The 23,737-nt window shown below is 49.3% G+C and carries 21 protein-coding genes; 9 read left to right on the top strand and 12 right to left on the bottom strand.

Annotated features, from left to right (window positions below):
- Positions 1-11 precede the first annotated feature (11 nt).
- The gene (locus AC5I6P_RS22720) at positions 12-1,613 is read right to left on the bottom strand and encodes an Hsp70 family protein (RefSeq protein ID WP_495696042.1); all 1,602 of its coding nucleotides are present in this window, start codon (positions 1,611-1,613) and stop codon (positions 12-14) included.
- Positions 1,614-1,861: 248 nt separating this feature from the next.
- Between AC5I6P_RS22720 and AC5I6P_RS22715 the strand changes: the two genes are divergently transcribed.
- Positions 1,862-2,071: a hypothetical protein gene (locus tag AC5I6P_RS22715; RefSeq protein WP_495696041.1), complete on the top strand. Its 210-nt coding sequence runs from the start codon at positions 1,862-1,864 to the stop codon at positions 2,069-2,071.
- 134 nt (positions 2,072-2,205) lie between these two features.
- Here the strand turns inward: AC5I6P_RS22715 and AC5I6P_RS22710 are convergent, their stop codons facing one another.
- A complete protein-coding gene (locus AC5I6P_RS22710) occupies positions 2,206-2,814 on the bottom strand; it encodes a hypothetical protein (RefSeq protein WP_495696040.1) in 609 nt (202 codons plus the stop codon).
- Positions 2,815-3,311: 497 nt separating this feature from the next.
- Between AC5I6P_RS22710 and AC5I6P_RS22705 the strand changes: the two genes are divergently transcribed.
- Positions 3,312-3,962 carry a HEAT repeat domain-containing protein gene (locus tag AC5I6P_RS22705; protein ID WP_495696039.1) on the top strand — a complete coding sequence of 217 codons (651 nt, stop codon included), beginning with the start codon at positions 3,312-3,314 and terminating at the stop codon, positions 3,960-3,962.
- Positions 3,963-4,052: 90 nt separating this feature from the next.
- On the opposite strand, the gene gyrA is transcribed toward AC5I6P_RS22705, so the two are convergent.
- Positions 4,053-6,650 (bottom strand): DNA topoisomerase (ATP-hydrolyzing) subunit A, encoded by a 2,598-nt coding sequence (gene gyrA / locus AC5I6P_RS22700; protein ID WP_495696038.1) that lies wholly within the window; start codon positions 6,648-6,650, stop codon positions 4,053-4,055.
- A gap of 154 nt (positions 6,651-6,804) precedes the next feature.
- Between gyrA and AC5I6P_RS22695 the strand changes: the two genes are divergently transcribed.
- On the top strand, positions 6,805-7,872 hold the full coding sequence (locus tag AC5I6P_RS22695; protein WP_495696037.1) for a histone deacetylase family protein: 1,068 nt from the start codon (positions 6,805-6,807) through the stop codon (positions 7,870-7,872).
- A gap of 21 nt (positions 7,873-7,893) precedes the next feature.
- Here AC5I6P_RS22695 and AC5I6P_RS22690 read toward each other — a convergent pair whose 3' ends face one another.
- A complete protein-coding gene (locus AC5I6P_RS22690; RefSeq protein WP_495696036.1) occupies positions 7,894-8,715 on the bottom strand; it encodes an ABC transporter permease in 822 nt (273 codons plus the stop codon).
- A 160-nt stretch (positions 8,716-8,875) separates the two neighbouring features.
- Between AC5I6P_RS22690 and AC5I6P_RS22685 the strand changes: the two genes are divergently transcribed.
- Complete coding sequence (locus AC5I6P_RS22685; RefSeq protein ID WP_495696035.1) at positions 8,876-9,457, top strand: DUF3172 domain-containing protein; 582 nt, start codon at positions 8,876-8,878, stop codon at positions 9,455-9,457.
- 63 nt (positions 9,458-9,520) lie between these two features.
- Here AC5I6P_RS22685 and AC5I6P_RS22680 read toward each other — a convergent pair whose 3' ends face one another.
- From AC5I6P_RS22680 to AC5I6P_RS22665, 4 genes are all read right to left on the bottom strand, one after another.
- Positions 9,521-11,236, bottom strand: a complete 1,716-nt coding sequence (locus tag AC5I6P_RS22680; RefSeq protein WP_495696034.1) for an AMIN domain-containing protein — start codon at positions 11,234-11,236, stop codon at positions 9,521-9,523.
- Between the two features lie 168 nt (positions 11,237-11,404).
- On the bottom strand, positions 11,405-11,971 hold the full coding sequence (locus tag AC5I6P_RS22675) for a DUF1802 family protein (RefSeq protein ID WP_495696033.1): 567 nt from the start codon (positions 11,969-11,971) through the stop codon (positions 11,405-11,407).
- 13 nt (positions 11,972-11,984) lie between these two features.
- The gene (locus AC5I6P_RS22670) at positions 11,985-12,332 is read right to left on the bottom strand and encodes a hypothetical protein (RefSeq protein WP_495696032.1); all 348 of its coding nucleotides are present in this window, start codon (positions 12,330-12,332) and stop codon (positions 11,985-11,987) included.
- A gap of 456 nt (positions 12,333-12,788) precedes the next feature.
- Positions 12,789-13,712: an isopenicillin N synthase family dioxygenase gene (locus AC5I6P_RS22665; RefSeq protein ID WP_495696031.1), complete on the bottom strand. Its 924-nt coding sequence runs from the start codon at positions 13,710-13,712 to the stop codon at positions 12,789-12,791.
- On the opposite strand from AC5I6P_RS22665, the gene AC5I6P_RS22660 reads away from it, so the two are divergent.
- Positions 13,711-14,049, top strand: a complete 339-nt coding sequence (locus tag AC5I6P_RS22660) for a TMEM14 family protein (RefSeq protein WP_495696030.1) — start codon at positions 13,711-13,713, stop codon at positions 14,047-14,049. The two genes, AC5I6P_RS22665 and AC5I6P_RS22660, sit on opposite strands and share 2 nt — an antisense overlap.
- Before the next feature lie 88 nt (positions 14,050-14,137).
- On the opposite strand, the gene AC5I6P_RS22655 is transcribed toward AC5I6P_RS22660, so the two are convergent.
- The 4 genes from AC5I6P_RS22655 to AC5I6P_RS22640 all read right to left on the bottom strand — a co-directional run bounded on the left by AC5I6P_RS22655 (position 14,138) and on the right by AC5I6P_RS22640 (position 17,006).
- Positions 14,138-14,566 (bottom strand): type II toxin-antitoxin system VapC family toxin, encoded by a 429-nt coding sequence (locus tag AC5I6P_RS22655; RefSeq protein ID WP_495696029.1) that lies wholly within the window; start codon positions 14,564-14,566, stop codon positions 14,138-14,140.
- A complete protein-coding gene (locus AC5I6P_RS22650; RefSeq protein WP_495696028.1) occupies positions 14,566-14,802 on the bottom strand; it encodes a hypothetical protein in 237 nt (78 codons plus the stop codon). The genes AC5I6P_RS22655 and AC5I6P_RS22650 overlap by 1 nt, the downstream gene beginning before the upstream one ends.
- Positions 14,803-15,167: 365 nt before the next feature.
- Positions 15,168-16,586 carry a hypothetical protein gene (locus tag AC5I6P_RS22645; protein WP_495696027.1) on the bottom strand — a complete coding sequence of 473 codons (1,419 nt, stop codon included), beginning with the start codon at positions 16,584-16,586 and terminating at the stop codon, positions 15,168-15,170.
- Positions 16,587-16,664: 78 nt separating this feature from the next.
- Positions 16,665-17,006: a type IIL restriction-modification enzyme MmeI gene (locus AC5I6P_RS22640; protein ID WP_495696026.1), complete on the bottom strand. Its 342-nt coding sequence runs from the start codon at positions 17,004-17,006 to the stop codon at positions 16,665-16,667.
- Between the two features lie 132 nt (positions 17,007-17,138).
- On the opposite strand from AC5I6P_RS22640, the gene AC5I6P_RS22635 reads away from it, so the two are divergent.
- The 4 genes from AC5I6P_RS22635 (at position 17,139) to pgmB (ending at position 23,727) form a co-directional block, all read left to right on the top strand.
- Positions 17,139-17,357 (top strand): hypothetical protein, encoded by a 219-nt coding sequence (locus tag AC5I6P_RS22635; protein WP_495696025.1) that lies wholly within the window; start codon positions 17,139-17,141, stop codon positions 17,355-17,357.
- Positions 17,290-17,631 (top strand): hypothetical protein, encoded by a 342-nt coding sequence (locus AC5I6P_RS22630; RefSeq protein WP_495696024.1) that lies wholly within the window; start codon positions 17,290-17,292, stop codon positions 17,629-17,631. Before AC5I6P_RS22635 ends, AC5I6P_RS22630 begins: the two co-directional genes overlap by 68 nt.
- Positions 17,632-18,257: 626 nt before the next feature.
- Positions 18,258-20,708 carry a sucrose synthase gene (locus AC5I6P_RS22625; protein WP_495696023.1) on the top strand — a complete coding sequence of 817 codons (2,451 nt, stop codon included), beginning with the start codon at positions 18,258-18,260 and terminating at the stop codon, positions 20,706-20,708.
- 73 nt (positions 20,709-20,781) lie between these two features.
- A complete protein-coding gene (pgmB, locus tag AC5I6P_RS22620; protein ID WP_495696022.1) occupies positions 20,782-23,727 on the top strand; it encodes a beta-phosphoglucomutase in 2,946 nt (981 codons plus the stop codon).
- Positions 23,728-23,737: the final 10 nt, after the last annotated feature.

The raw sequence follows: 23,737 nt of genomic DNA, 5'->3' as shown, positions 1-23,737 counted from the left end.
AAGCTTTGAATTTAACTCAACTGCACAACGGATTGGTCTTCAACTAGGGTGCGAGCGGTGAGCAAATCTTCAACCGTGATCCGCAAAAAGCGCTGCTCATCTACCTGAAACTGGACTTTGATCCGATCGTTACCTGGCACTCCGGGTGGATCAAGCTCTGCGATCGCGCGTGCCCCTTCTCGATCGTTTAAGGGTTGCACCGAAGTTTGACCACTAGATAAATTGCGTGTGATCAAGCGATCGCCGTCAAAATAGACCTCGGTTTGCACCGTTTCAGTTCCCAGTTCTCCCACAATCAGTTCAATACTGGGCTGATTGTCCACTGATGCGCCTAAGACTAACTCGACTGAGTTGCCCATTGGGTAAGGCTGCCCTGGTTTGATCAGGGGATGCCAATTGTGTCCCTTCTGCCGTCGATCCCAGTAGCGGATGCCGTAGCCGTGGTAAAGAAAGTCTTTTAACTCCACGCCTTGACTCAGTTGCAGCGCTCCTTGCGCGATCGCTTCAAAGGGCTTTTCGCAGCGAATCTTGGACGCATCGAAATACTGCTTTACCCACGTCTGCACGGCAGGAATTTGCACGGTGCCGCCGACCAGCAAGACTGCATCAATATCGCCAACAGATAATCCTTGCCGCCGTGCCTGCTGAAGCACTTGTTCCATGGCGGCGTCGAGACGGTCAAAAAATTGGTGGTCTTGGAGAATTTGCTCGAAGCGATCGCGGCTGATCGACAAATCATAGCTATCAAAGGTTTCGTCGTTGAAATACACTTCTTGGGCTTGCGCTTGTAGAGAAAGCTGAATTTTTAGCCGTTCAGCTAGCCGGGTGGTGAGCGGCGTTGCGGCTAGTCCTTGAGTTTCGACAAAGTGATCGACGAGCCAATTATCCAGGTCAGAGCCGCCTAAATTTTGCCCTGCTTTTGCCAACACTCTCGCAATCTTTGGCTTCTGTCCCGATTGTTCGGCAAACGATTTCTGTCCCCACTTCAGAATAAATCCGAGGGGTTTCGATGAGGTGGTTTCGCTGCCATCAAGCTGGACGAGCGACAAATCCAAGGTTCCGCCGCCAAAGTCGATCACTAACAGGATTTCTCGATCGGCTAAGCCATAGCCCAATGCTGCCGCCGTTGGCTCATCGATCATTCTGACTTGATTGATATTCAGCGCCTCGGACACCCGACCTAGCCAAAGTCGGTACGCTTCAAAACTATCGACTGGCACAGTGAACGTGAGCGAATCCGCCACAGCTGGATCGCTCACTTTGAGTTGATTGATTATTTCGGTCAGAAACCATTCACCGACCTGCTCAAAGGTGATGGTGCGTCCATCTAATTCTGGTAAGAAGCCTTGAATACTGGTGCCAATGCCACGTTTAAAATTGCGGAAGAATCGGGCATCTGAGGTGACATCTAAGGCGCGATCGCGTACCACTTGCCCAACGACGATTTTTGGAGTGGCAGCATTTTCAACATACGCCAGGCTGGGAATCAAAGGCGGATTTTGCCCCTGGCGCACAGAAATGTTGGGCAGTGCCAAGGTTTCAGGCTGTTGAGTGGCTCGATTCCAACGAGTAATGACGGTGTTACTGGTTCCAAAATCAATAGCGTAAGACATTCTGGCGTATCAACCGATGATTAATAGAATTGGCAAATCTCATCCACCCTTTAGGACGACATTCAGTATTACTCATACCAATTCACAGAACCACAACCTATACACCCATAGCAAGAATTCCTAATGTTCGGTAAAAACATCTTTGCCATGAAAGGTCAGGCAAGATAGATTCACATCAAGTGAATTATGGCAACTAAACTAGATATTTCTTAATATACATATAGAGGTTCTCGACCAAGGCGCTACTTATGACTCGTCCACCGACTGAGCTACTCTCGTTTCTGTTCAACCTCAAGAATGGCATTTGGTTCTTGGGAATTTCTTCGTGGCTGTTTGGTCTTGCTGATCGGGCGATCGCGGCGCTTATGGATGGTTATCTCTCTGCCCTAGATATCACTCAACTGTTTACAGCTTCATTCTTCTTTGTGGGGTGGCTGTTTCTAAAGCCTGGGAAGTAGATCAACGGTGCTAAGGAGTACCCCGATCTGGAAAAGGAGTTGCTAGAGGTTTCGCAGGACTTGTGAATCTAAAAAATGGTTTATCTAAATCTCCGACTTTTTAGGAAGTCGGAGATCTTTATAGAAATAGACGACTAGTTAAATCGGAACTTGCCGATCGTGTTTTGGAATTCCCAACGCACAGGGTCTCCGGGCAATTGGTAGACGGCACTCAAGACAATGATGCGCTTACCATCGCGGCTGGGGAAAATGACGCTATCCCCGCACTGTGAAGCACACCACGAATATGCGATCGCATTTTGTCCAGCAAACTTGCGACTCTGATAGTTGCTTTGCCGTCCCGTCTCAAAAAACGATTTCTCGCCGTTCTGCTGTGCCCATTCGAGAGCAGACAAGCGACCCGGATTATCAAAGGTAGCTGCCACGATGCTACCCGATTGACTATCGGGCTGAGCTTTCGTTGGGGTTTCAGCCGCACTCGCTTGAAGGGTGCTTGCATTCCGAGAAAAGCGTAGATATCCCTTGCTAACATCACTCGTATCCACGGTGTAGCCTTTGGGATAAGCAATCCTAAACCCAAGTTGGGGACTCTGATAAATCTGATAGTTTGTTGATTGCGCTTGAGCCACTAAAGTTGGCTGTGGAGTTGCAGATTGACGAGCAGGCAGTGCAAAGACAACAACGGGAGCCATTGCAGCTAGAACTCCCGCAACAAGGGAAGAGGACGTGAACCAGGAACTCATAGATTTCATAGGACGATCAGGGTTTATTAAACGAAGTGAAACAGTAGAAGAAGTAAAACAATACAAAAGTAGGGCTGTAGCGTGCTATTGAGCCCCTCTATCTAATTAACGCGAGTGCTCGATCTGCTACGCGATACAAACTCGTTGATCAGCCGCAAGTAATAGACTTACACTACAAGCCACTTGGAATAGCGATACATCCTTTATAAATAGTAAAACAGTCTATGAAAATGTGGAAGTTTAACCAACGAAATTTCAGTAAATTGTTGAGTAAAAAGATTGTGGCAAGAAAGGCAATCGGAATCAGTTGAATTAGGGATTTATTGCCGTTGTAAAGACAGTCTTTAGAAGGAGGTAAATACTACCAGAGTTAGGCTAAACCTGCTTCACCCATACAAGATGTTCATTTTCACTGAGCTATATAACAAGTTAGATGAATTGAGTGAATTATTAATGCTGAAATAGAGGTATCAGAATTAACATAACGCCAGAGAAAAATGAGTATTTCATTAATTATTCTAAGTTTAGTAGCAATTCTTGCAGCGATCGAGGCGGCTCTAAAAACGCGAGAGAGGTTTGTTTCTCATGACAACCATCCTAGTTCTACAACGACTCCAGTTCCTCCGGAAACACGTAAAGAAAGTTCAGAATTTAATGCAGAAAATGTAGAATCTGGCTCGTCTTCTGACGATGAACCTGTTAGCAACGTATCAAATGCTACACTAGACTCTGCGAATTTTGAGCATGACATTCCGTTAGCTACTTCTCTTACCATTTCAGAAGTTGTTGACCCAGTTAATCCTGAGAAGATCACAATTCCTGATCTTTATCCGGGTTATCCTCTTGAATCTGAGCAGCAGGCTCAACCTCACCACACGCCTGATGTGCTGCAAGAGATTAATCAGCTAGACCACCAGTCAAAGAAAGACCAAATCGCGCATTTAGCGCAATATGTCCAGCATCCAGATAGTGTGTTGAGAGTTGTGATCGCGTCTACTTTAGGCGGGCTGCTCCCTGACACACAAGGAGACGACCGCCAAGCCGCGATCGCGCTTCTGACTCGGTTGAGCCAAGATGCGGATTCTCAGGTCAGAGTTCAAGCTGCCGCGTCACTGGGTGAACTCCACTCCACCGAAATCACGCCATAAAAAATCATGCATCAGTCCTTGATGCATGATCGTAGAAGAAATCTGATTGGCAATGGTTGCCGTTTTACTGACTATTCCTTGCCAATCAACTTATTCTGCCTCATCACTAGCGCTAGGTGAAAGGACGGCGGCTTCCGCAGAAGCAGGAACGAGTGCCACCGCCGCGATCGCATCATTCTCGTCCAATCGCTGAACCCGGACTCCGGTCGCTCCGCGAGACTGAGACGAAATGGCATTCACCGACTGGCGAATGATCACACCGCGATTGGTGATTAGCATCAGCTCATCGCCTTCATTCACAATGTGCAGTGCCGCTAACGTATCGCCCTTTTTGCGGAACTTCGTCGCCATGATGCCCATTCCTGCCCGTTTTTGTAAACGGAACTGAGTCACCGGAACTCGCTTACCCAGTCCACCTGTGGTGATCACTAATGCCCACGGCCCTGACTGAGGCGGAAGTTCAGTATTGTCTTCTACTGGGATTTCAGCATCATCGATCAGTCCGGCGGCTTCTGCTTGAGCCACATCTTCGACCACTCGGCTCGGTAAGATTGCCATCCCGACTAGATTATCGCCCTTGCGAAGATTCATGGCTCTCACCCCGCGAGTGGCGCGACCGAGCGGACGCAACTGCTCATGGTTGACGCGGAAGTGAATCGAACGTCCCAAGGTCGAACCAATGATAATACTGTCATCGACGCGCGCCAAACGAACCCACCGCAACTGATCGCCTTCTTCAAGAGAAATCGCGATCAGCCCGTTGGAGCGAATGTTGCTAAAAGCAGAGAGCGCCGTCTTTTTGATGAAGCCTTTCTGCGTTAGCATCACCAAGTATTCATCGTCGGTAAACTCTGTGACCGGAACCACCGACGTGAGTTTTTCAGCGTGGGGAATCGGCAGAAGTTGAACGATCGGGGTTCCCCGTGAGGTGCGCGATCCGATCGGAATTTGGTAGGCTTTCAGCGCGTAGACCACGCCGCGATCGCTAAAGAACAGAATGCTATTGTGATCGCAACAGGTAATGAAGTGTTCAACCACATCATCTTCCTTCATTCGCGCTCCCGCTTTGCCTCTTGTGGCTCGGCTCTGCGCCTCGAACGAATCAACGGGCATCCGCTTGATATAGCCTTGCTCGGTGATCAAAATGAGCGATTTCTCATTGGCAATCAGATCAATATCACCGAGTTCATCTTCAGACTGCTCAATCACCGTGCGGCGAGGCGTCGCATGCGATGCGCGCAGTTGCGTCACCTCGGTAGCGATGATTTCGAGGATTCGTTCTCGGCGGGCAAGAATGTCAAGCAGGTCAGTAATCTGCTCTTGCAGAGCGTCATGTTCTTGCTGAATCTTATCCGCTTCGAGCGCCGTTAGACGCCGCAACTGCATTTGCAGAATGGCATCTGCTTGCGCTTCTGAAAGGTCGTAGGTAGAAATAAGTTCTTGCTTTGCTGTTGTCGTATCTGCCGCATGACGAATCAAGTTAATGATCGCGTCCATATTGGTCAGAGCAATCAACAAGCCTTGCAATAAGTGATCGCGTTCTTCTGCTTTACGAAGCTGATAGCGAGTGCGCCGAGTAATCGCTTCGATCCGAAAATCAAGGAAGACGCTAAGGAATTGCTTCAGGGTAAGCAGTTGCGGTTCGCCGTTGACGAGTGCCAGCATGTTTGCCCCGAAGTTGGCTTGCAGGGGCGTTTGCTTGTAGAGGTTGTTCAGCACAACTCGCGCGTAAGCATCGCGCCGCAGTTCGATCACAATCCGCATTCCGTCGCGATCGCTCTCATCGCGCACATCGGAAATGCCGTCGATCTTGCGATCGTTCACAAGTTCTGCAATCCGCTCGATCAACGCCGCTTTGTTGGTTTGGTAGGGCAGTTCGGTGACGATGATGGCATCGCGATCGGGGCGTCCTCGATGCTCAATTGTTTCGATCGAACACACACCGCGCATCGTAATCGAGCCGCGACCTGTCGTGTAAGCTTCTCGAATGCCGGTGCGTCCAAGAATCTGTCCTCCGGTCGGAAAGTCAGGACCCGGAACGTATTGCATTAACTCCAAATCGGTGATGTCCGGGTTTTGAATTAATGCCATCAAACCGTCAATTAATTCTCCCAAGTTGTGGGGAGGAATGTTGGTTGCCATTCCCACCGCGATGCCAGATGAGCCGTTCAGCAGCAGTTGCGGTACACGGGCAGGCAACACCAGCGGCTCTTGTTGCGATCCGTCAAAGTTATCGCCAAAGTCAACCGTTTCGGCTTCGATGTCTTGTAGCAGTGCGGTCGTCGTCAGGGAGGTGAGTCGCGACTCGGTGTATCGCATCGCGGCAGGCGGATCGTTATCAACGGAGCCGAAGTTTCCATGTCCGTCTACCAGCGGCGCTCGCATCGAGAAATCTTGAGCCATCCGCACTAGCGCATCGTAGATCGAGGTATCACCGTGGGGATGGTATTTACCCAGTACATCCCCGACGACACGAGCCGACTTTCTGAAGGGGCGATCGTGGGTGAGACCCAGTTCGTGCATGGCGTAGAGAATACGACGATGTACGGGTTTTAAGCCGTCTCTCGCGTCTGGAAGTGCCCGCCCCACAATTACGCTCATGGCGTATTCCAGGTAAGACCGCTGCATTTCGTTGCGTAAGTCGGTTGGAATAATCCGATCTTGAGGCGGGTCTTGGGAGAAGGTCATAGAATACTCCGAAATGTCAGTGCAAGCCTGTCAGCAGAATGAAGCCTAGAAAGTATACTCGCTAGGTTCAATATTGTCTAAATTTTATCATATTTTCATGGACGTTGAGGCGGCTGAAGAGCGCATGGAATGAGGCGTTGACGGGGGAGTGAAGATGCTGACTGTATGCAGAAATCAGCCTTACCCTTGTGATGAGGGAAGTAAAGCGTTGTCCTCAAAGCGTTGTCCTCAAAGAGGGGATGGCATAGTTAAAGTTACTTATGCTGTAATTGCTGTAATTTCAGAGCGCGATCGCACCTCCTTGCCCATGCTACCCATCATTTACTCCGACGAGTTTCTGCTCCACGATACTGGCATTCTCCATCCTGAAAAACCAGGACGTTTAACCGCGATTCAAACCGCACTCCAATCTGCGCCTTGGGCAGACCAACTAGACTGGCGCACCCCAACCTCAATAGAAGCGCGATCGCCGCTACCGCTAATCCAGCAAACCCACGATCCGCGCTATGTGACGGCGCTGCGTCAGTTAGCTGAGCAAGGCGGCGGACACATTGACAGTGATACTCCAGTGTCTCCGCGCAGTTTTGAGGTGGCGATGCTCGCGGTGAATGCTTGGATCGATGGTGTAGATTATGCCTTGCAAAGCGGAGAACCTTGTTTTGCCTTAGCGCGTCCGCCCGGACATCATGCCATATCAGGAATTGGCATGGGATTTTGTTTGTTTAGCAATGCCGCGATCGCAGCCCATTATGCGTTAGAAAATGGTGCAGAACGAGTCGCAATTCTCGATTGGGATGTGCATCATGGCAACGGAACTCAAGCGATCGTAGAGAACAATCCCAACATCCGATTTTGCTCGATTCATGAGTCGCCCCAATATCCGGGAACGGGGCAGTCAACGGAGCGAGGGCTGCACGACAATGTGCTGAATCTGCCGATGCGATCGGGAAGCACAATTGAGGATTACCAGCCGTTGTTTGAACAAAAGATTATGCCGTTTTTAGCTGGGTTTCAACCCGATGTGCTGTTAGTGAGTGCAGGATATGATGCCAATCACGACGACCCGTTAGCCGGAATTTCGTTGAAGCCGAAAGACTACGGTGTGTTTACAAAGTATTGCTTAGCGATCACTGAGCGAATTGTTTTTGGACTGGAAGGCGGATATGATTTTAACGCACTAGCACAATCGGTAGTGGAAACGATCAATCCACTGATAGCTTGAGCGAAAAGATTAATTTTTTCGTTAATCTTGTAGATGAGAGAACTGATATGCGCCTACGGCTGAAACCGCGATCGCCATAATCAACAAAACCGGAATCGCAAACCAAGGAAACTGCGCAATCGGAAGGTAAGCAGCGGCTCTTAGTCCTAGACTGGTATAGGTCAAAGGCAATAGATAGACAATTACTTTTAGAGCAATCGGAAGAGCCGTCACGTCAAAGAATGTCCCGCCTAAAAACGACATTGGAACAATCAAAAAATTATTGTAGATTCCAACACTTTCGAGAGACTTCACGTTCAAACCAACCAACACACCCAATCCAGCAAAAACAGCACAATTTAGAATCAGAACTAATAGAAATAATGGATTGAGAAAGCTCCAAATTTTCCCTGTCACTAGAACCGCCACCAGAATCACCGACCCAGCCGTCAGCATTCCCCGCACAATTCCGGCGAGCATTTTGCCCAAGTGCAGTGCTAACGGGTGAACGGGCATCAGCAGCATCTCTTCAAAGGTTTTGGTAAACAAGCGATCGCCGCAAATCGAAAACGTCGTTCCACCAAAGCTAATCACCATCGATGAGAGCGCAACCATTCCTGGCAAAATAAATTGTAAATAGGTGTCTCCTGCGGTTGGTTTCGCAACCGAATCGAGAGTGCTGCCCAATCCTAAACCAAACGCCAAGATATAAATTAAGGGAGAAATAAGTCCTGAAGCGGCGACTTGCACCAGTCTGACTCGCAGATCGAGCCAATCGCCCCAAAATACGGTGAGACTATCTGACCAAAGCGTCGCTAGAGAAGATTTGCGCGATCGAGTTGAGGAAGAGGCTTGCAGGGTCACGAGGGTTACGTTAGGGAAACACTTTCATCATTTTTGCACTTAGAACAACCGAGCGCACATTCGATTTGCAGCCATCTGCCTGCCAGATTCGTCATACTAGTAAAAGAAAGTAGAATAGCATTTACCATTTCTTACGAACGTCTCCACTTCTGAAGCCACCATGAAACGTAGACCTAGATCTAATTCCTACAACGATTACGACCGCAACGACTTCGACAATTCCGATCGCAGACCTGATGTCACACCTCCCGATCCCAAACCGGAGAAGAAGGGGAATTCGCTGTTTAATGCCACCGCGATCGCAATCATTGCAGGAATCTTTATTCTGGGAATTGGTGTCGGAATTGGGTTTACCTCTGTGGTGCCAAATCAAAACGGTGTCCTACAGACGAATGTGCAACTCGACCAGCAAGCTCCAAGCCCAGATGTTTGTATTCAGAATGGAGCGAGTGCCATGTCAATGACGGCTCGGCTGTACGTTACTTTGGCTCCGTTCAAGGTGTACGTCGCTCAAGCGGGAATGGAACCTGCCTGCGTCCTGAGACGGGCGAATTGGGCGGTGCTAGAACAACGAAAACTCTTAACGTCGGATCAATCGCGGGAGTGTCGTCAGCGGCTTAGCACCTTCGGCTATGTTGGCAGTCTAGAGAATAAGCCGATTATCGATTGTGTCTACCAGAGCGACAACGCCAAGAATCTCTTTTTAGATGGCAGCGCTCCATCACAAAATAACGATTTTTAGAGTAAGGATGGATGTGTTAGAGGCGCGATCGCACCCATGCGATCGCGCCTTTTCTGTAGCTATCTATCGCAAATCTTGAGTCAATCGCACTTGAAAGATTTGCCCCGGTGCGATCGTGGCGGGTTTCGGTGCGGTAGCATACGTTACGCCCGCCCCAACTGCCGCTCCTCCAGCTACAGTTCCGCCAGAGAGCCCACCGAGCAACGCCCCCGCCACTGCCCCAATTCCAGAATTGATCAGCAGCTTGCGATCGCTGACTTGGCGCGATCCTCCCAACGCTTCGGACTGGGCAGCGAACGGAAACGAGCGACCGCCGATCGCAATCGATTGAGCAATGAATCGATTGGTCTCAAACCGCCCATACACTTGACTACCGAAAGGAATAATCAAATTGCCCCCGCGATCGCGGATTTCAGTTTGCAGCAATACTACTTCCTGACGCGGCTTATTGGCTTCTAACTTCAAGACCTGACTGCCAGGATAGCTAAGATTGAGCAACGTACCTGACGGCAAAATGACCCCTTCTGTAGGACTCGCCACACTCACCAGAGGCGACTGCAACGGCAGGTTGCCATAATTTGACGATGAGGATCTTCCACCAACGGGCAACGGCTGACCAAATTCAATTGTCCCCGCCGTTGCAACGGTCGTCGTTTGAGGAATTGACGGCGGCAAGGATTGAGGGAATTGCGACGTCTGATCAGGCGGTAGCGGCAGAGCCTGAGGCAGAGCTTGCGGCAGGACTGGCGGCGTCTGAGGTTGCAGAGGTGCACCAAGGACGGATTGAGTGGGCTGAGGAGGCTGAGCCGGTGGAGGTGAGAACGATTCGGTCATCGTTGGAGGCAGTCCAGCTCCGGTTGTAGGAGATGCCTGTTGCAACGGAGGCACGCTCACGGTTGGAGCCGTTGGAGCCGTCGGGACTGATACAGGCGGTAGAGAATCTGGAATCGCCAAACTAGGATTAACTTCGGGCAGACGCAGCGGATTGGCAGGGGGCGCTTGGGAAACAATTTCCGAAGAATTTTGCGGCGCTTGGCTCACGACTTCGCGTGGCGGCGTTTGGGGCAGGTTTGGTTGAGCCGTTGGTACGGTGACGCTCGGCTGCCCGCTACTAGGAGCAAGCCCAGGGGGAAATTGATCGGCGGTTGGCGGAGTCGGAATCGCGGCTGGCGGAGCCTCATTGGGAGGCAGATTCACTGCGCTTGTTGGCGGCGCTAACACACCCGGATTACCCGTTGCCCCAGACGAGGTTTCATTGGGAGATAAGCCCGGTGGATACACGACCGGAGGAGGCGTAGAGGGAGCAGCTTTCGAGGGAGCAGTTTTCTCATCGCGCGGAGCGGTAATGCCAGAGAGCCGAGGAGCAGCAGCTGTGTTGGCAGTATTGGCAAGGAGGGGACGAAACACCCAGCGATCGCTCGATCGATTCTGTTCGCGCACCTGCTGCAATTGAGCCTGTTCTTTCGACAACACCACATCGGGAGCCAGCACTAACGTAATTCTGGCTGTGCTTTGAGACTGAGCCACCTGAATCTGTCTGACTGCGCCAGAATAGGATTCTTGCAGTTTGACCTTACCCACTTCAGTATTGGGCAATTCCAGAATGATGCGGGCAGGGTAAGCCGCGAACGTATAGCGAGGCTTAACGCCAGGTTTGACTGTTATTTCTAGCTGATTGGTGGCAGGATTGTATCGCCAGTTTTGCAGTGGGGCAGCCAAGGCAGGCGAAGCGGCGAGACACAAGGCAAAAGACAACAGATAGAATTTGCGCTGACTCACGAGTTTTTCCGTCCTTTCCTGGTTAACCATGACCCCAAGCTTCCTACTGACTTGGTTTCCCAGGATAGACGGAAGTGTGAAATTTGCAGCAAAAAGTTTTGCAAATCGAGAATAAAAAATGACTTATCAAGAGAGTATTTCAGGAGCTTTAGCCGTTACATTCGCTACTTAGCCACTCATCACAACGGCTTTGATTGCCTCAATCTGCTCTCGATAAGCGGCATCTGTTAAGACGGGCGTGGCATTTTCGAGGGAAATATTAGCGTTCAAATCAACCCATGATCGGCAGCCGCCATACTCGCTCTGATAGGAAATAGATTGCGGTTGAGCCAATTTGAACGATCGCAGTGCCAGCACATACAACGGCGACTTCGGTTTCCACTTCAACCGTTCTTCAACAAATTGCGCGTTCCAAACATGGTACGGATACAGAGCCTGCACGACAGTTGCTTCCGTCACCTGAAAAATATCCGTAATGTCGGCAAACGAACTAATCTGAATTTCGTCTGGATGCCAGCCTGACGGGACAGATTGCACCTTGGCATCATAGGGAGCTTTTAGTAAGTGAGGATTTTGATGCTCGTACGTGGGATAGAGCAAAACCCGCTCATGGTCTACCGAAAATTTTCCGCCCTGCTCTCGAATGCCGCCTTTTCTTAGCAGCAAAATCATCTCGCCCTGTTCGAGAGCGCGGACTGCAATCGCCCATTCTTTCAGCGCATGGCTCAGTTCCATCTCAGACTATCCTTTACGTTAGGCGAGAGAAAAACTCTACACACACCATAAACAAAGGAAACAGGATTCCAGCAAGTCCAATCCAGCCGCCAAACTGACCTAAAAAGCCATACAACCGCTTGTATTCTTTTCTGGCGGTTTCGTGAAAAGCGGCAAGGAAGCGCGAACTCGCTCCAATTAGAATCGCGCCGCCTACTCCCAACGGTACGCTGATGATAAACCATGCTTTCAGTTTATCGCCAGGATTAATCAGTCCGACGATCGGAAAGAACACGAAACTCACCAGTTCAACTACAAGCCAGAGACCGAGGGCAATGAAAAGATCTTTGCGCTGCAATTCATCGAAAGAGAAGTTGTTCATTGTCAGGAGGGTAGAGGCTGGGGACGAAGACTTTAGAATTTCTCAATCTCTAGGTCGAAAAAACTAGCTGTCTCTGGGGCTAGCATAGATAGGTTAACTTGACGCTCGGATTATGCTCTGTGGTTATTGGCACCAGAAGTGCAAACTCTGAAAGCGATGCTCCAGTGCCTCGTGGCTCGGTAAACTTCTAAGAAACTGTACCCAACTAGAACCTCATTGTTATGACGACCCACGATCTACTAATGCTTGTCTTGATGCTTATTCCCGGTATTTTACTCTCAGTTGCGGTGATGGTGACATTTGCGGCGGGCGGTTGACGCAGACATACCCGTAACCTGCAAAACGCGATGTGCAACTTTAAGACAGCCCTCATCCCCTTGAAGAGAAGGTTGGGGTGAGGGCTATTTGGGATTGTACATCGCGCAGGTTAACTAGAGCGAAGCACGCTGAGGCGGGCTAACTTGCCAAGCCAATTTCTTGCAGGCGGAGATGAAGGTAGTCTCCTGCGGTAATGGCAGGAAAGATTTGAGTGCCACCTGTTCTGTCAATGCAGCTTTGGAGCGGCGTCAGGTCAGTTTGAGGTTTGGGATGAACAAAAAACGGCATCGAGAAGCGACGATCGCGGACATTATCGGGATTTGTGACTCGGTGAGTTGTGCTTTTGAATAGTCCATTCGTGAGTTGTTGCAGCATGTCGCCACTATCGACAATAATTTGACCTTCTAGCGCTGGAATGGCTAACCATGTTCCATCGCGCTGCAATAGTTCTAAGCCACTTGCAGTTGCCTCACACAGAAGCGTAATCAGATTGATATCTTCGTGGGGAGCTGCCCGTAGACTTGAGACATCGGCGTTTTCAGGAATGGGTGGGTAGTGAATCACCCGCAAAATCGTATCGCTGCCATCTGCCATAGTTGAGAGGAGCGATCGCGGCTCTCCCAAATACAAGGCACAAGCTTCTAGCAGTGTGGCAGCGCAGGCATCAAGCTGGCTGTACAGTTGGCTCATCACGTCATGGAACTGAGACACTTCTTTCGGTCTCAGATTGGCGAGGGTTGATTCTCTACCGACATGCCAAAACTCTTTTAAGTCGGGGACGGGATGATCTTTTGCGTGTTCTCGTCCAAATCGGGTGAAGCCTCGTTGCCCGTTTAGCTTAGGATCTTCATATTGCAGTTTGACTGGTTCTGGTAATTCAAAAAAGGTTTGGGCAACCTGATAGGCCGTTCTAATTAGATCAGCGTTGATACCATGATCAACGATCGCAAAGAAACCAATGTCTTCTAATGCGTTGCCGATTGTGGAGACGAACGCTTGCTGATCGGAATGAGCATCAGAAAGGAAGTCCTTTAAGCTAACAACAGGAATGGATTGAGACATGACCTTTTCTCTGGCACTATCAGCAACGACATGGGCTGGCTTGATTGTAGTTTACGGATTGCTGGTTGCGATCGGGGGCGTCATTGGCTATGTCAAGGCTCGCAGTCAGGTGTCGTTGATATCGGGTTTGGGAAGCGGCGTGGCGCTCGCGATCGCGGCTTACACGACAACTCAAAATCCATCGACGGGCTTATCGTTAGCAGTTTTCATTGCTGCATTTTTGCTGATTGTGTTTGCCATTCGCTGGATTAAAACGAAAAAGATGATGCCTGCGGGGATGATGGCGATCTTGAGTTTGGTGGCTGTGATTTTATTTGCGACGGCGTTAGTTGTTTGAAGTCATTGAGTCTTGGGTTGACTGAGATTTTACACAAATCTCAGTTGGCAATGGTAGGAACGGATGTAACAAATAGGGCAGACCCTACTCAAGTCCAACCTGCTAGTCCCACAACATTTGGGAAGGCAGAACCAAGGGCGTTGATGAGTTTTTGATCTGCTGTAACGAATTGACAGTTCTCGCGCAAGCTCAAAGCTAGATAAAGGGAGTCATACACTGTTCGTCGGTAGGTTGCAGCGATTTGGTAAGCGTCATCTAGTAAAACGGCAGTTGAAGTCAGCACGAAGCGTAACCGTTGAAAATCTTGGATACTAGTTTGTGCATCTTGAGCATTTAAGCCCTGAGACGACTGTTTTTTCCAGACGATGTTGCCAAATTCGGCGTAGATGAAGTCGGGTGCAAGGAATACGATCGCGCCGTTTCGCGACTGCTCTAGAATGTTTAAAGCTTCAGGAGTGTTCGGTTCGGTAACGAACCATTTAATCGCAACGCTGCTATCAACGACGAGTTGGGTCATTAACGGTCTCGGTCTTCTCGAATGAGGTCTGTGCTGTCTAGCATCTCACCATATCTCTCAAATAATTGTTCACGCCGTTGATTGATCCGATCAATGGCTTCTCGATGCTGAATTAGAACGGTTTCTCTCTGAATGAGTTCTGCAATCAAATTTTCAATGCTGTCTAGTCCACGTGCTTTGGCAGTGGTTTCTAGATGCTGGTAAAGCTCGTCGGAAATGGTTAGCGATCGACTCATAAGGTCTGGGGAGGAATTGCAATAGTTTCGGTGTCAAGCGAGTAGCTCCATCATAATCGAGCGTCAACTTGAGATTTAGGTTTGTCGAGATTCTAATTCAAATCTCAAGCGTCAACTTGAGATTTGTTTAGCTTTTAACTCGCTTTGAGAAGGTCTGCGAGATATCAGTGGCGAATGTGGTTCTCGTCTTCGTGACTAGCGAGAATGCCTAACTCTTCTAGGCTTTCAAGGCTGTCGAGTATTGCTTGTTTTTGACGGGTGGCGTTTTTGAACTGGGCGGTGACTTGGGCAAATGGACACTCGCCACCGTGGGTGGGACGGCGATCGCGGATGGCGAAGAGGAGAAAGTTAATAAATTCTATTGATTAGAATGGCGGCTCTAGACAAGAATCGTTTTCGTCATAAGAACGAAAATTGCTAATAATTGGACGAAGATTTATGTCTGTGCTCTCACCAAACATACGTTTAATAAAATCACGGAAATCCCAGTTATTGTTAAGAGCTTCGATTGCACTGTAAAACATATCTTCATGAACTGGATGATTTCTTATACCTACTTTCGCCGCAACATCATAATCCAGATTCACAACTTTCCAGAATAGATCCCTAACAATACCAGTGGCACGCACAGCACAATTTGTACAGTGAATGTCCTCCATAGGTAACATCTGATATTCTGCCCAAGTCATCGAGCCGTAATCAATATGAAGACATCCGTCTGTTGTCTTAGTTGCAAGCCTTACAGCTTTGAACGCAATATTAAAGAGATGTGAACGCCACCCATGGTGAAGTCGGCTCAAGGGATCATCAGAATAGCTATTTGTATTTTTTGACTTTGACAAGCCTAAAATAATCTCTGAGATCTCTGGAATGTAACGCGTGTAAAATTCTGGCTCTTCCTCTTCTCGCTCGTTCTCCTTTGAATATATGCTACTTGCAATTGCATAAGGGTTTAACCCTACGATTACTAAAGAATTAGTAAAAGGTAAGGATTGAGATAATTCGGACCATAACTGAGAACAATACGCAAAACCGTGAATTCCTTGTTGCTCCATAAGTTGAGCAGCCATTGAAGCCACAGAGTCAAGCTGGTTGATTAACTGATCGTTTATTGGCTCATTTACTGGCGGATCCCAAACTCTTTCAGAATACTCCCATACAACTTTGCAAACATCGAGATTACATGGATGAAAAGCTGCCTGGGTGAAATTAACCATCTCTTCTAAAGATGGTATCCAGGGGCAAAGTTTGAGGGTTGATATATCACTTTCATCGGACAACTTTGGAACTAATGCGCAAATAGGACGTTTATCAAAGATAAGGGTCTGAATGAAAGCTTCCCTCACTATTCTTGTATTCATCGGTGAGATAAGAACATAAGTTATGTCTTCTCTACACATACCCGGAAAAAGATTCGTTAGGTGGTTCGAGTACGCTAGAAGTTCTGTGAATGCTTGTCTTTCAGTTTGAAAGCTTTTTTTTAGCTCTATTACTACTACGCTAGTTTCATGGGAAGATAAGGTTAGAAAGTCAGCTCTTATAGTTGAATTAGAGGCTTTCTCTAACGGAACTTCACATCCAAAAAGCTCTAATTCTGAAATAGAATCATATACTGCTTCTACTCTCTCTAGAGTCTGGTTGTGCAGTAGAAGTTCTGGTGTTAGATCTGAGAGGTCATCAGAAAATTGGTATACGTCAGGAAGTTCAAGAGGCTCAACGAGGGCTTCCCAGTCTGCACGATTTTCCCAAATGTAGTTCTGTATGTCTTTCTCAGAAAAATGCATTGTTTGATAAGACTCTAAAGTTACAAGATGATCATTTTTATCTAAGAGGTTTTACTTCGCCTCAGCGGCTATATTCATTCATTTCTCGCTCAACGGCTTCATCATTACCTGAAGCACTAAGCGCTCGACATACGATCGTGGCGTGTAGTGCCCTCCCAGCTTAGCTTCGATAATGAAGTGATCGACTTTGTAGAAATCGATGAATTTGCTCGTGACTGGGCCATTAAGCGAAAAGAATTTAACGTCTTTCTCAAAGCAGTACGGATCACCCAGAATACTCCCCTTCGCGTTAGGACGCTTGACCCCTAACGCATCGCAGAGATCCACAAAGAACGACTGGCTGTTGGCTCGCTCGTTGCCGCTTGAGCCTGTCCAGTTGTTAATAAAAGCTTCGATTCTGACGCGATCGCTGTCGTTCATTTTCCATCCCGTTCTGGTCAGCCTCTACCGTTGTACCCGAACTTACCTGTAATGTTCCTATCTTTTATTGTTCGGGAATTCTACGATCGTTCCCTTCACTCATTCCTTACATTTTTATTGAGCGCTTCTACCATGTCTTATCGCGACCCTAACGCAATCCTTTCCGATGCCGATCTGCAAGAAATCAAGCAAGCGATCGCCCTCATTCAACAAAAGCTTCCCTTCCTGATCACACTGAGCGCCGACGATCGCAAACGCCTCTATAAGCTTGGTGACAAACGCCTTGCCTTCGTGCAAAACAGCCTCACCGCCGCGCAAAGCAACCCCAACATTCTTCCTGCCAAGTTTTGACCTCCCTCGTTTTGCCAAGGAATATGACCTCGCAACCGACCTCACCGAACTGCTGATGCTGTTCACCCAACTGAGTGAGCAGGTAGACGATACTCTCATGGCAGTCGGCAGCGACGCGATGAGCAACAGCCTCACCGTCTACGACTATGTGAAGACCGCTTCTAAAAAGACTCCCGGATTAAAAGCGATCGCAGAGCAACTCGGCAGCTTGTTCAAAGCAATTCGCGGTAAGTCAGTTAAAGCAACGCCTGAAATGGCTTCAGCTTCTAACTAACGTTCCAATGTGTTGAGGTTCGGTGTTGATGCGGCTGCAACAGCGCTTGAACCTCAGACATTCGCGCTTAAATGTTCAACCTACGTCAACTCATCTCTGACCTACATCGTTGAACCTCAGACTTACGCCAGCCCACCTCTGATATTCACCGACGAACCTCAGACCTGCATCAGCCCACCTCTGATATTCACCGACGAACCTTAGACCTGCATCAGCCCACCTCAGACCTGCATCAACCCACCTCAGACATTCGCGCTTGAATGTTCAACCTACGTCAGCCCACCTCTGAGGTTCAACGCCGAACCTCAGATCTGCGTCAGCCCACCTCTGAGGTTCAACGCCGAACCTCAGACCTGCATCAGCTCACCTTAAACTTGCACCGTTGAACCTTTAACGTGTGTCATTAAAGCATTCTTTATCCACTGCGATCGTCTACTCAACCTTCAAGAACGTCATCGCTCCACCTCCAGACGTTCAATTCATCAGCAAAAGCTTTGGCACAACGTTGAGGAGATCAGCCAAAGGCTAGGTGAATTCTACAGGCTTACCCAGTATCACAAGATTTAGGCTCCTAGTGTCTTTCTCACTACCGAACCTGAGATCCTTTCGTGCTGGGATTGACCGTCATGTATCAGCTTATTCAATCGATACTCCACGATCGCGAAGAAACCCTCGCCCTGCGTCGGCTGATTGATGCCCTCTCCGCCTCAGGGGAATCAGCAGCCGAGGGATTAGAAAAGCGTTACTTTTTGCACAGCAAGATTCTCCGGACCTTTGAAGAAGATTGTCGGCAACAGAAAAAGCCTGCTCATTTCTATCATTCGTCATTTATTGGTCGACTAGTTCACACCACCCACGAACTGATTGTAGAAGACAACGAAGTTTGGCTCGTGCTGCGTCCTTGGATTGGCAGTCAAGAGATTTGGCGGCTTAGTCGGGAGTTAAGCGATCCTCCGACAAGGATGAGCGTCAGCGCCTTGCTCGATGTCCGCGATCGCTTGGTCGGGCGCTATCAGCCTAGCCTAGTCGAACTCGATCTGAGTTCCTTCTACGAGAGCGAACCCAGCATCAGCGACTCACGCAGCATTGGGCAGGGCGTTGCATTCCTCAATCGCTACTTGGCAAATCAGGTTTCCGACAATCCCCAGTATTGGTTGCAAACCATTTACAAGGTTCTGCTTTATCATGCTCACGATGACATTCCGCTCATGATCAACGAGCGGATTGGTTCAGCAGACGAACTGGTGAAAAAGATTAAAGAGGCGATTAAACTCCTGGGGACGCGATCGCGCCACGAAGCCTACGAACTCTCCCATCCCAAAATGCAAGAACTCGGCTTTGAGCCGGGATGGGGCAACAGCGCAGGGCGGGCACAAGAAACCCTGGAGCTACTCGACTATTTCATCTCCACACCAGAGCCAGCGATCTTAGAAGCCTTTGTCGCTCGATTTCCGTCCGTTTTTCGCGTGGCGCTGGTGTCGATTCACGGCTGGGTGGGTCAACAAAATGTGGTGCTGGGACGCCCCGAAACGATGGGGCAAGTCGTGTATGTGCTAGAACAAGCCCGCAGTTTAGAAAAAGCCTTGCACGAAGAGATCCGCTTAGCGGGGTTAGAGTTTTTGGGCATTCAGCCCCATGTCGTGATTCTGACGCGCCTGATTCCCAATTGCGAGGGCACGCAGTGTGCGATGCGCGTTGAGCCAGTCGATGGAACGCAGAACGCCTGGATTTTACGGGTTCCATTTCGAGAATTTAACCCCACCGTCACTGACAATTGGATTTCTAAATTCGAGATTTCACCCTACTTAGAACCCTTTGCGATCGACGCCGAACCAGAGCTTGTCAAACACTTGGGCGGGCGTCCCAACTTACTCATTGGCAACTACAGCGACGGCAATTTGGTCGCCTTCTTGCTGGCACGACGCCTCAAGGTGACGCACTGCAATATTGCTCACGTCTTAGAAAAACCCAAGTACCTCTTTAGTAATCTCTATTGGCACGAACTCGAGTCGCGATATCATTTTTCAGCTCAATTTACAGCAGATCTGATCGGCATGAATGCGGCAGATTTTATTGTCGCCTCGTCGTATCAAGAGATCGTTGGCACGCCCGATGCCTTGGGACAGTATGAATCGTACAAACACTTCACCATGCCGGGACTCTACCACGTGGTCGATGGCATTGATTTATTTAGCCCCAAATTCAACCGCATTCCGCCCGGAGTGGACGAAGCCACCTTCTTTCCATATTCAGACAAGCAACGGCGCTCCAACGAATGCACCATCCGAATTGCTGAGCTACTGTTTACGCAAGAAGACCCTCATATCTTAGGAAAACTCGACGATCCGACCAAGCGACCGCTCTTATCACTGGCTCCGATGAGCGTGAGCAAAAATTTGACCGGATTAGTCCAGTGTTTTGCAGAACATTTAGAATTACAAGAGCGCTGTAACTTGGTCTTGGTGACGAACAAACTTTATGTTGACGAAGCCGTTAGCGAAGAGGAGGCAGAGCAAATCGACAAACTTCACATGCTGATTAATCGATACAATCTTCACGGCAAGATTCGGTGGGTTGGCATCCGCATGAGTAGTCGTGACATGGGTGAAACCTACCGAGTGATTGCCGATCGCAATGGCATTTTCATTCACTTTGCGCTGTTTGAAGCCTTTGGGCGCACCATTCTCGAAGCGATGGTGTCTGGGTTACCGACCTTTGCCACCGAATTTGGAGGACCCTCGGAAATTATTCAAGATGATAAATACGGCTTCTTAATTAATCCAACCGACTTTAAAGCAACGACCTATAAGATCAGAGGTTTTCTCGATCGCTGTGATGAAGATCCTGATTATTGGCGCATGATTAGCGATCGCGCCGTTCAGCGCATTCACGACGACTACAATTGGCAGTTACACAGCAAGCAGCTTTTACTATCAACCAAGCTCTACAGCTTCTGGAATTATCTGCGTCGCAACAACCGCGACTCCCTCCTCCGCTATTTAGAACTGATCTTCCATCTCATTTTCAAACCCAGAGCCACCACTATTTTAGAAAACCACCTCTCTAGAGAGCGATAAGCACCAATCTATCGATCCCCTCCCCATTCTCATCCCTCATCCCTCAGTCCTTTTCACCCGGAGTCTCTTGCCCATGAATATGACCGAACGCCCTCAATCCCTGATTTACAGCGACTGGACGGTGATCGAGCCGAAGTTTGAGCCAGCCCTCCTTCAGACTAGAGAGACTGTATTCACAATTGGAAACGGCTATTTGGGCACACGCGGCAGCTTCGAGGAAGGCTACCCGCAAGCGACACCTGCCACCTTGATTCATGGAGTCTATGATCACGTTCCAGTGGTTTACACCGAATTGGTCAATTGCCCCGATTGGTTACCGTTGGTGATTGCGATCGAGGGCGATCGCTTTCGGCTCGATCAAGGCGAGATTTTGAGCTACCAGCGCAGCTTGAATTTGCAGCATGGCATTTTGAACCGTTCGGTGCGCTGGCGCAGTCCCACTGGAAAAACGATCGATTTACACTTTGAGCGGTTTGCTAGTCTAGCCGATCAGCATGTGCTGGCGTTGCGCTGTCAGATTACACCCGTCGATTTTGAGGGCGAGATTGAAGTCCAAGCGAGTATTAGCGGCTATCCCGAAAATCAAGGGTTCAATCACTGGGAATCGATTGGTCAGGGCACAAACAAACATGGCGTGTGGCTACGGGTGCGAACGCGCACCTCGCGGATTGAACTGGCAATGGCATCGGGCATGACGATGTCGGGAGCGGAGACATCGCCGCAAACAGCAAATGTTCCAGGATATCCAACGCTACTGACTACATTCACAGCATCAGCAGGACAAACAGTAACAATTGAGAACTTGATCACGGTTTATACGTCTCGCGAGGCAGAAGCACCAACACAAGCGGCGCAGACCAAGTTAGCAGAATTACCCAGCTATGACGACCTGCGATCGCAGCACCAAGACGCTTGGGACGGAACCTGGAGAAACAGCGATATCGTGATTGAAGGCGATGTCAAGTCACAGCTTGCGGTGCGCTACAATCTGTTCCAACTCCTGATTGCTGCGCCCAAACACGATGAGCACGTCAGCATTCCCGCAAAAACGCTGTCTGGATTTGGCTATCGCGGTCACGTCTTTTGGGACACCGAAATTTTCATTCTGCCGTTCTTCACCTATACGCAGCCCGCTCTCGCCCGAAACCTGCTCACCTACCGCTATCACACAATCGAAGGCGCACGACGGAAAGCAGCTCACTACGGGTTTAAGGGCGCAATGTATTCGTGGGAAAGCGCTGATACGGGCGATGAAGTGACGCCGCGTTGGGCGTTGCCTAATGATCCTTACGCCGACGATATTCGGATTTGGTGTCGCGATCGCGAGATACACATTAGCGCTGACATTGCCTATGCGTCTTGGAATTATTGGCAAGCCACAGGCGACGATGATTGGATGCGCGATTACGGAGCCGAGATTATTCTAGATACGGCTGTGTTTTGGATGAGCCGCGTGGAGTGGAGCAACCGCGACGAACGCTACGAGATCCGTGAAGTGATCGGCGCAGATGAATACCATGAACACGTTAACAATAGTGTGTTTACCAATCGCTTAGCTCAATGGCATTTAGAGAAAGCGGCCTATGTTTATGATTGGCTACAGCAATGCCATCCACAACGATTAAGCGAACTGAATCAGAAATTAAAAATTACACCAGAGCGGCGATCGCGGTGGCAAGATATCGCCACAAACCTCTGGATTCTTCAAAGCCCATCTGGCTTGATCGAACAGTTTGAGGGATTCTTCGACCTTAAAGACATCAATTTAGACGAATACGAACCCCGAACAAAATCAATTCAAGCGCTCATCGGCATCGAAGAAGGCAATCAGCGACAGGTGCTCAAACAGCCGGATGTGCTGATGTTGCTTTATCTCATGCGCCAATCGCAAGAGCCTCCCTACAGCCTAGAAACGGTCGAGAAAAACTGGAACTACTATGCTCCCCGCACCGATATTACCTATGGTTCTTCCCTCGGTCCAGCCATTCATTCGATTCTCGCGTCTGATTTAGGCAAATCTATTGAGGCATACGATCGCTTTATGCAAGCGGCCTTAGTCGATCTCGAAGATACCCGTGGCAATGCCGCAGATGGCATTCATGGAGCATCAGCAGGCGGCATTTGGCAGGTTGTGGTCTTTGGATTTGGAGGCATTCAATTGGGAGATCAAAGCCCGATCGCTCATTGTCATCTTCCCCCCGGTTGGACTCGCCTCAAGTTTCGTCTATACTGGCGCGGCAAATGGCACGACTTCGACCTCCGGCCCGAGCCTACACTAGAATCTATCCCCTCCCCATCAGACGCTATGACGACACCCAAACTTCCCCATCCCACGCCCAGTCTCCCCGTTCGCGGCGTCATCTTTGACCTCGATGGCGTCCTCACCGACACCGCAGAATACCACTATCGTTCTTGGCAGCGCCTCGCCGATGAGGAAGGCATTCCGTTTAATCGAGACGCGAATGAAGCTCTGCGCGGTGTGTCCCGGCGAGAATCGCTGATGCTGATTGTGGGCGATCGCCCCTATTCTGAAGCGCAATTGCAGGAGATGATGGATCGCAAGAATCGTTACTACGTCGAATCGATCGAACACGTTTCCACGGATGACTTATTACCGGGAGCGTTAACGCTATTAGAAGAACTACGGCAAGCGGGCATCAAAACCGCGATCGGGTCTGCCAGTAAGAATGCGCGACCTGTGGTGGAGAAATTGGGCATCGCCGATCGCGTCGATGCGATCGCAGATGGCTACAGCGTTGAGCGTCCTAAACCTGCCCCCGATCTCTTCTTGTTCGCCGCAAACGCCATTGAGATTGAGCCAGCCCAATGCCTTGTGGTTGAGGATGCGGCAGCAGGAGTTGAAGCTGCTTTAGCCGCAGGCATGTGGGCATTGGGTTTAGGTCCAGTCGAACGAGTCGGAGCGGCACAACTCGTCTTGCCTAGTCTCGCCGGAGTTCATTGGAGTGACTTGCAAGAAAAGTTGCAGCAAGCCTCTACAAAAGAATTCGCCAATTCATAGTTATCCTCTA

This window comes from Myxacorys sp. (genome assembly GCF_059501405.1).
This window is presented reverse-complemented; position numbering and strand designations above follow the sequence as displayed.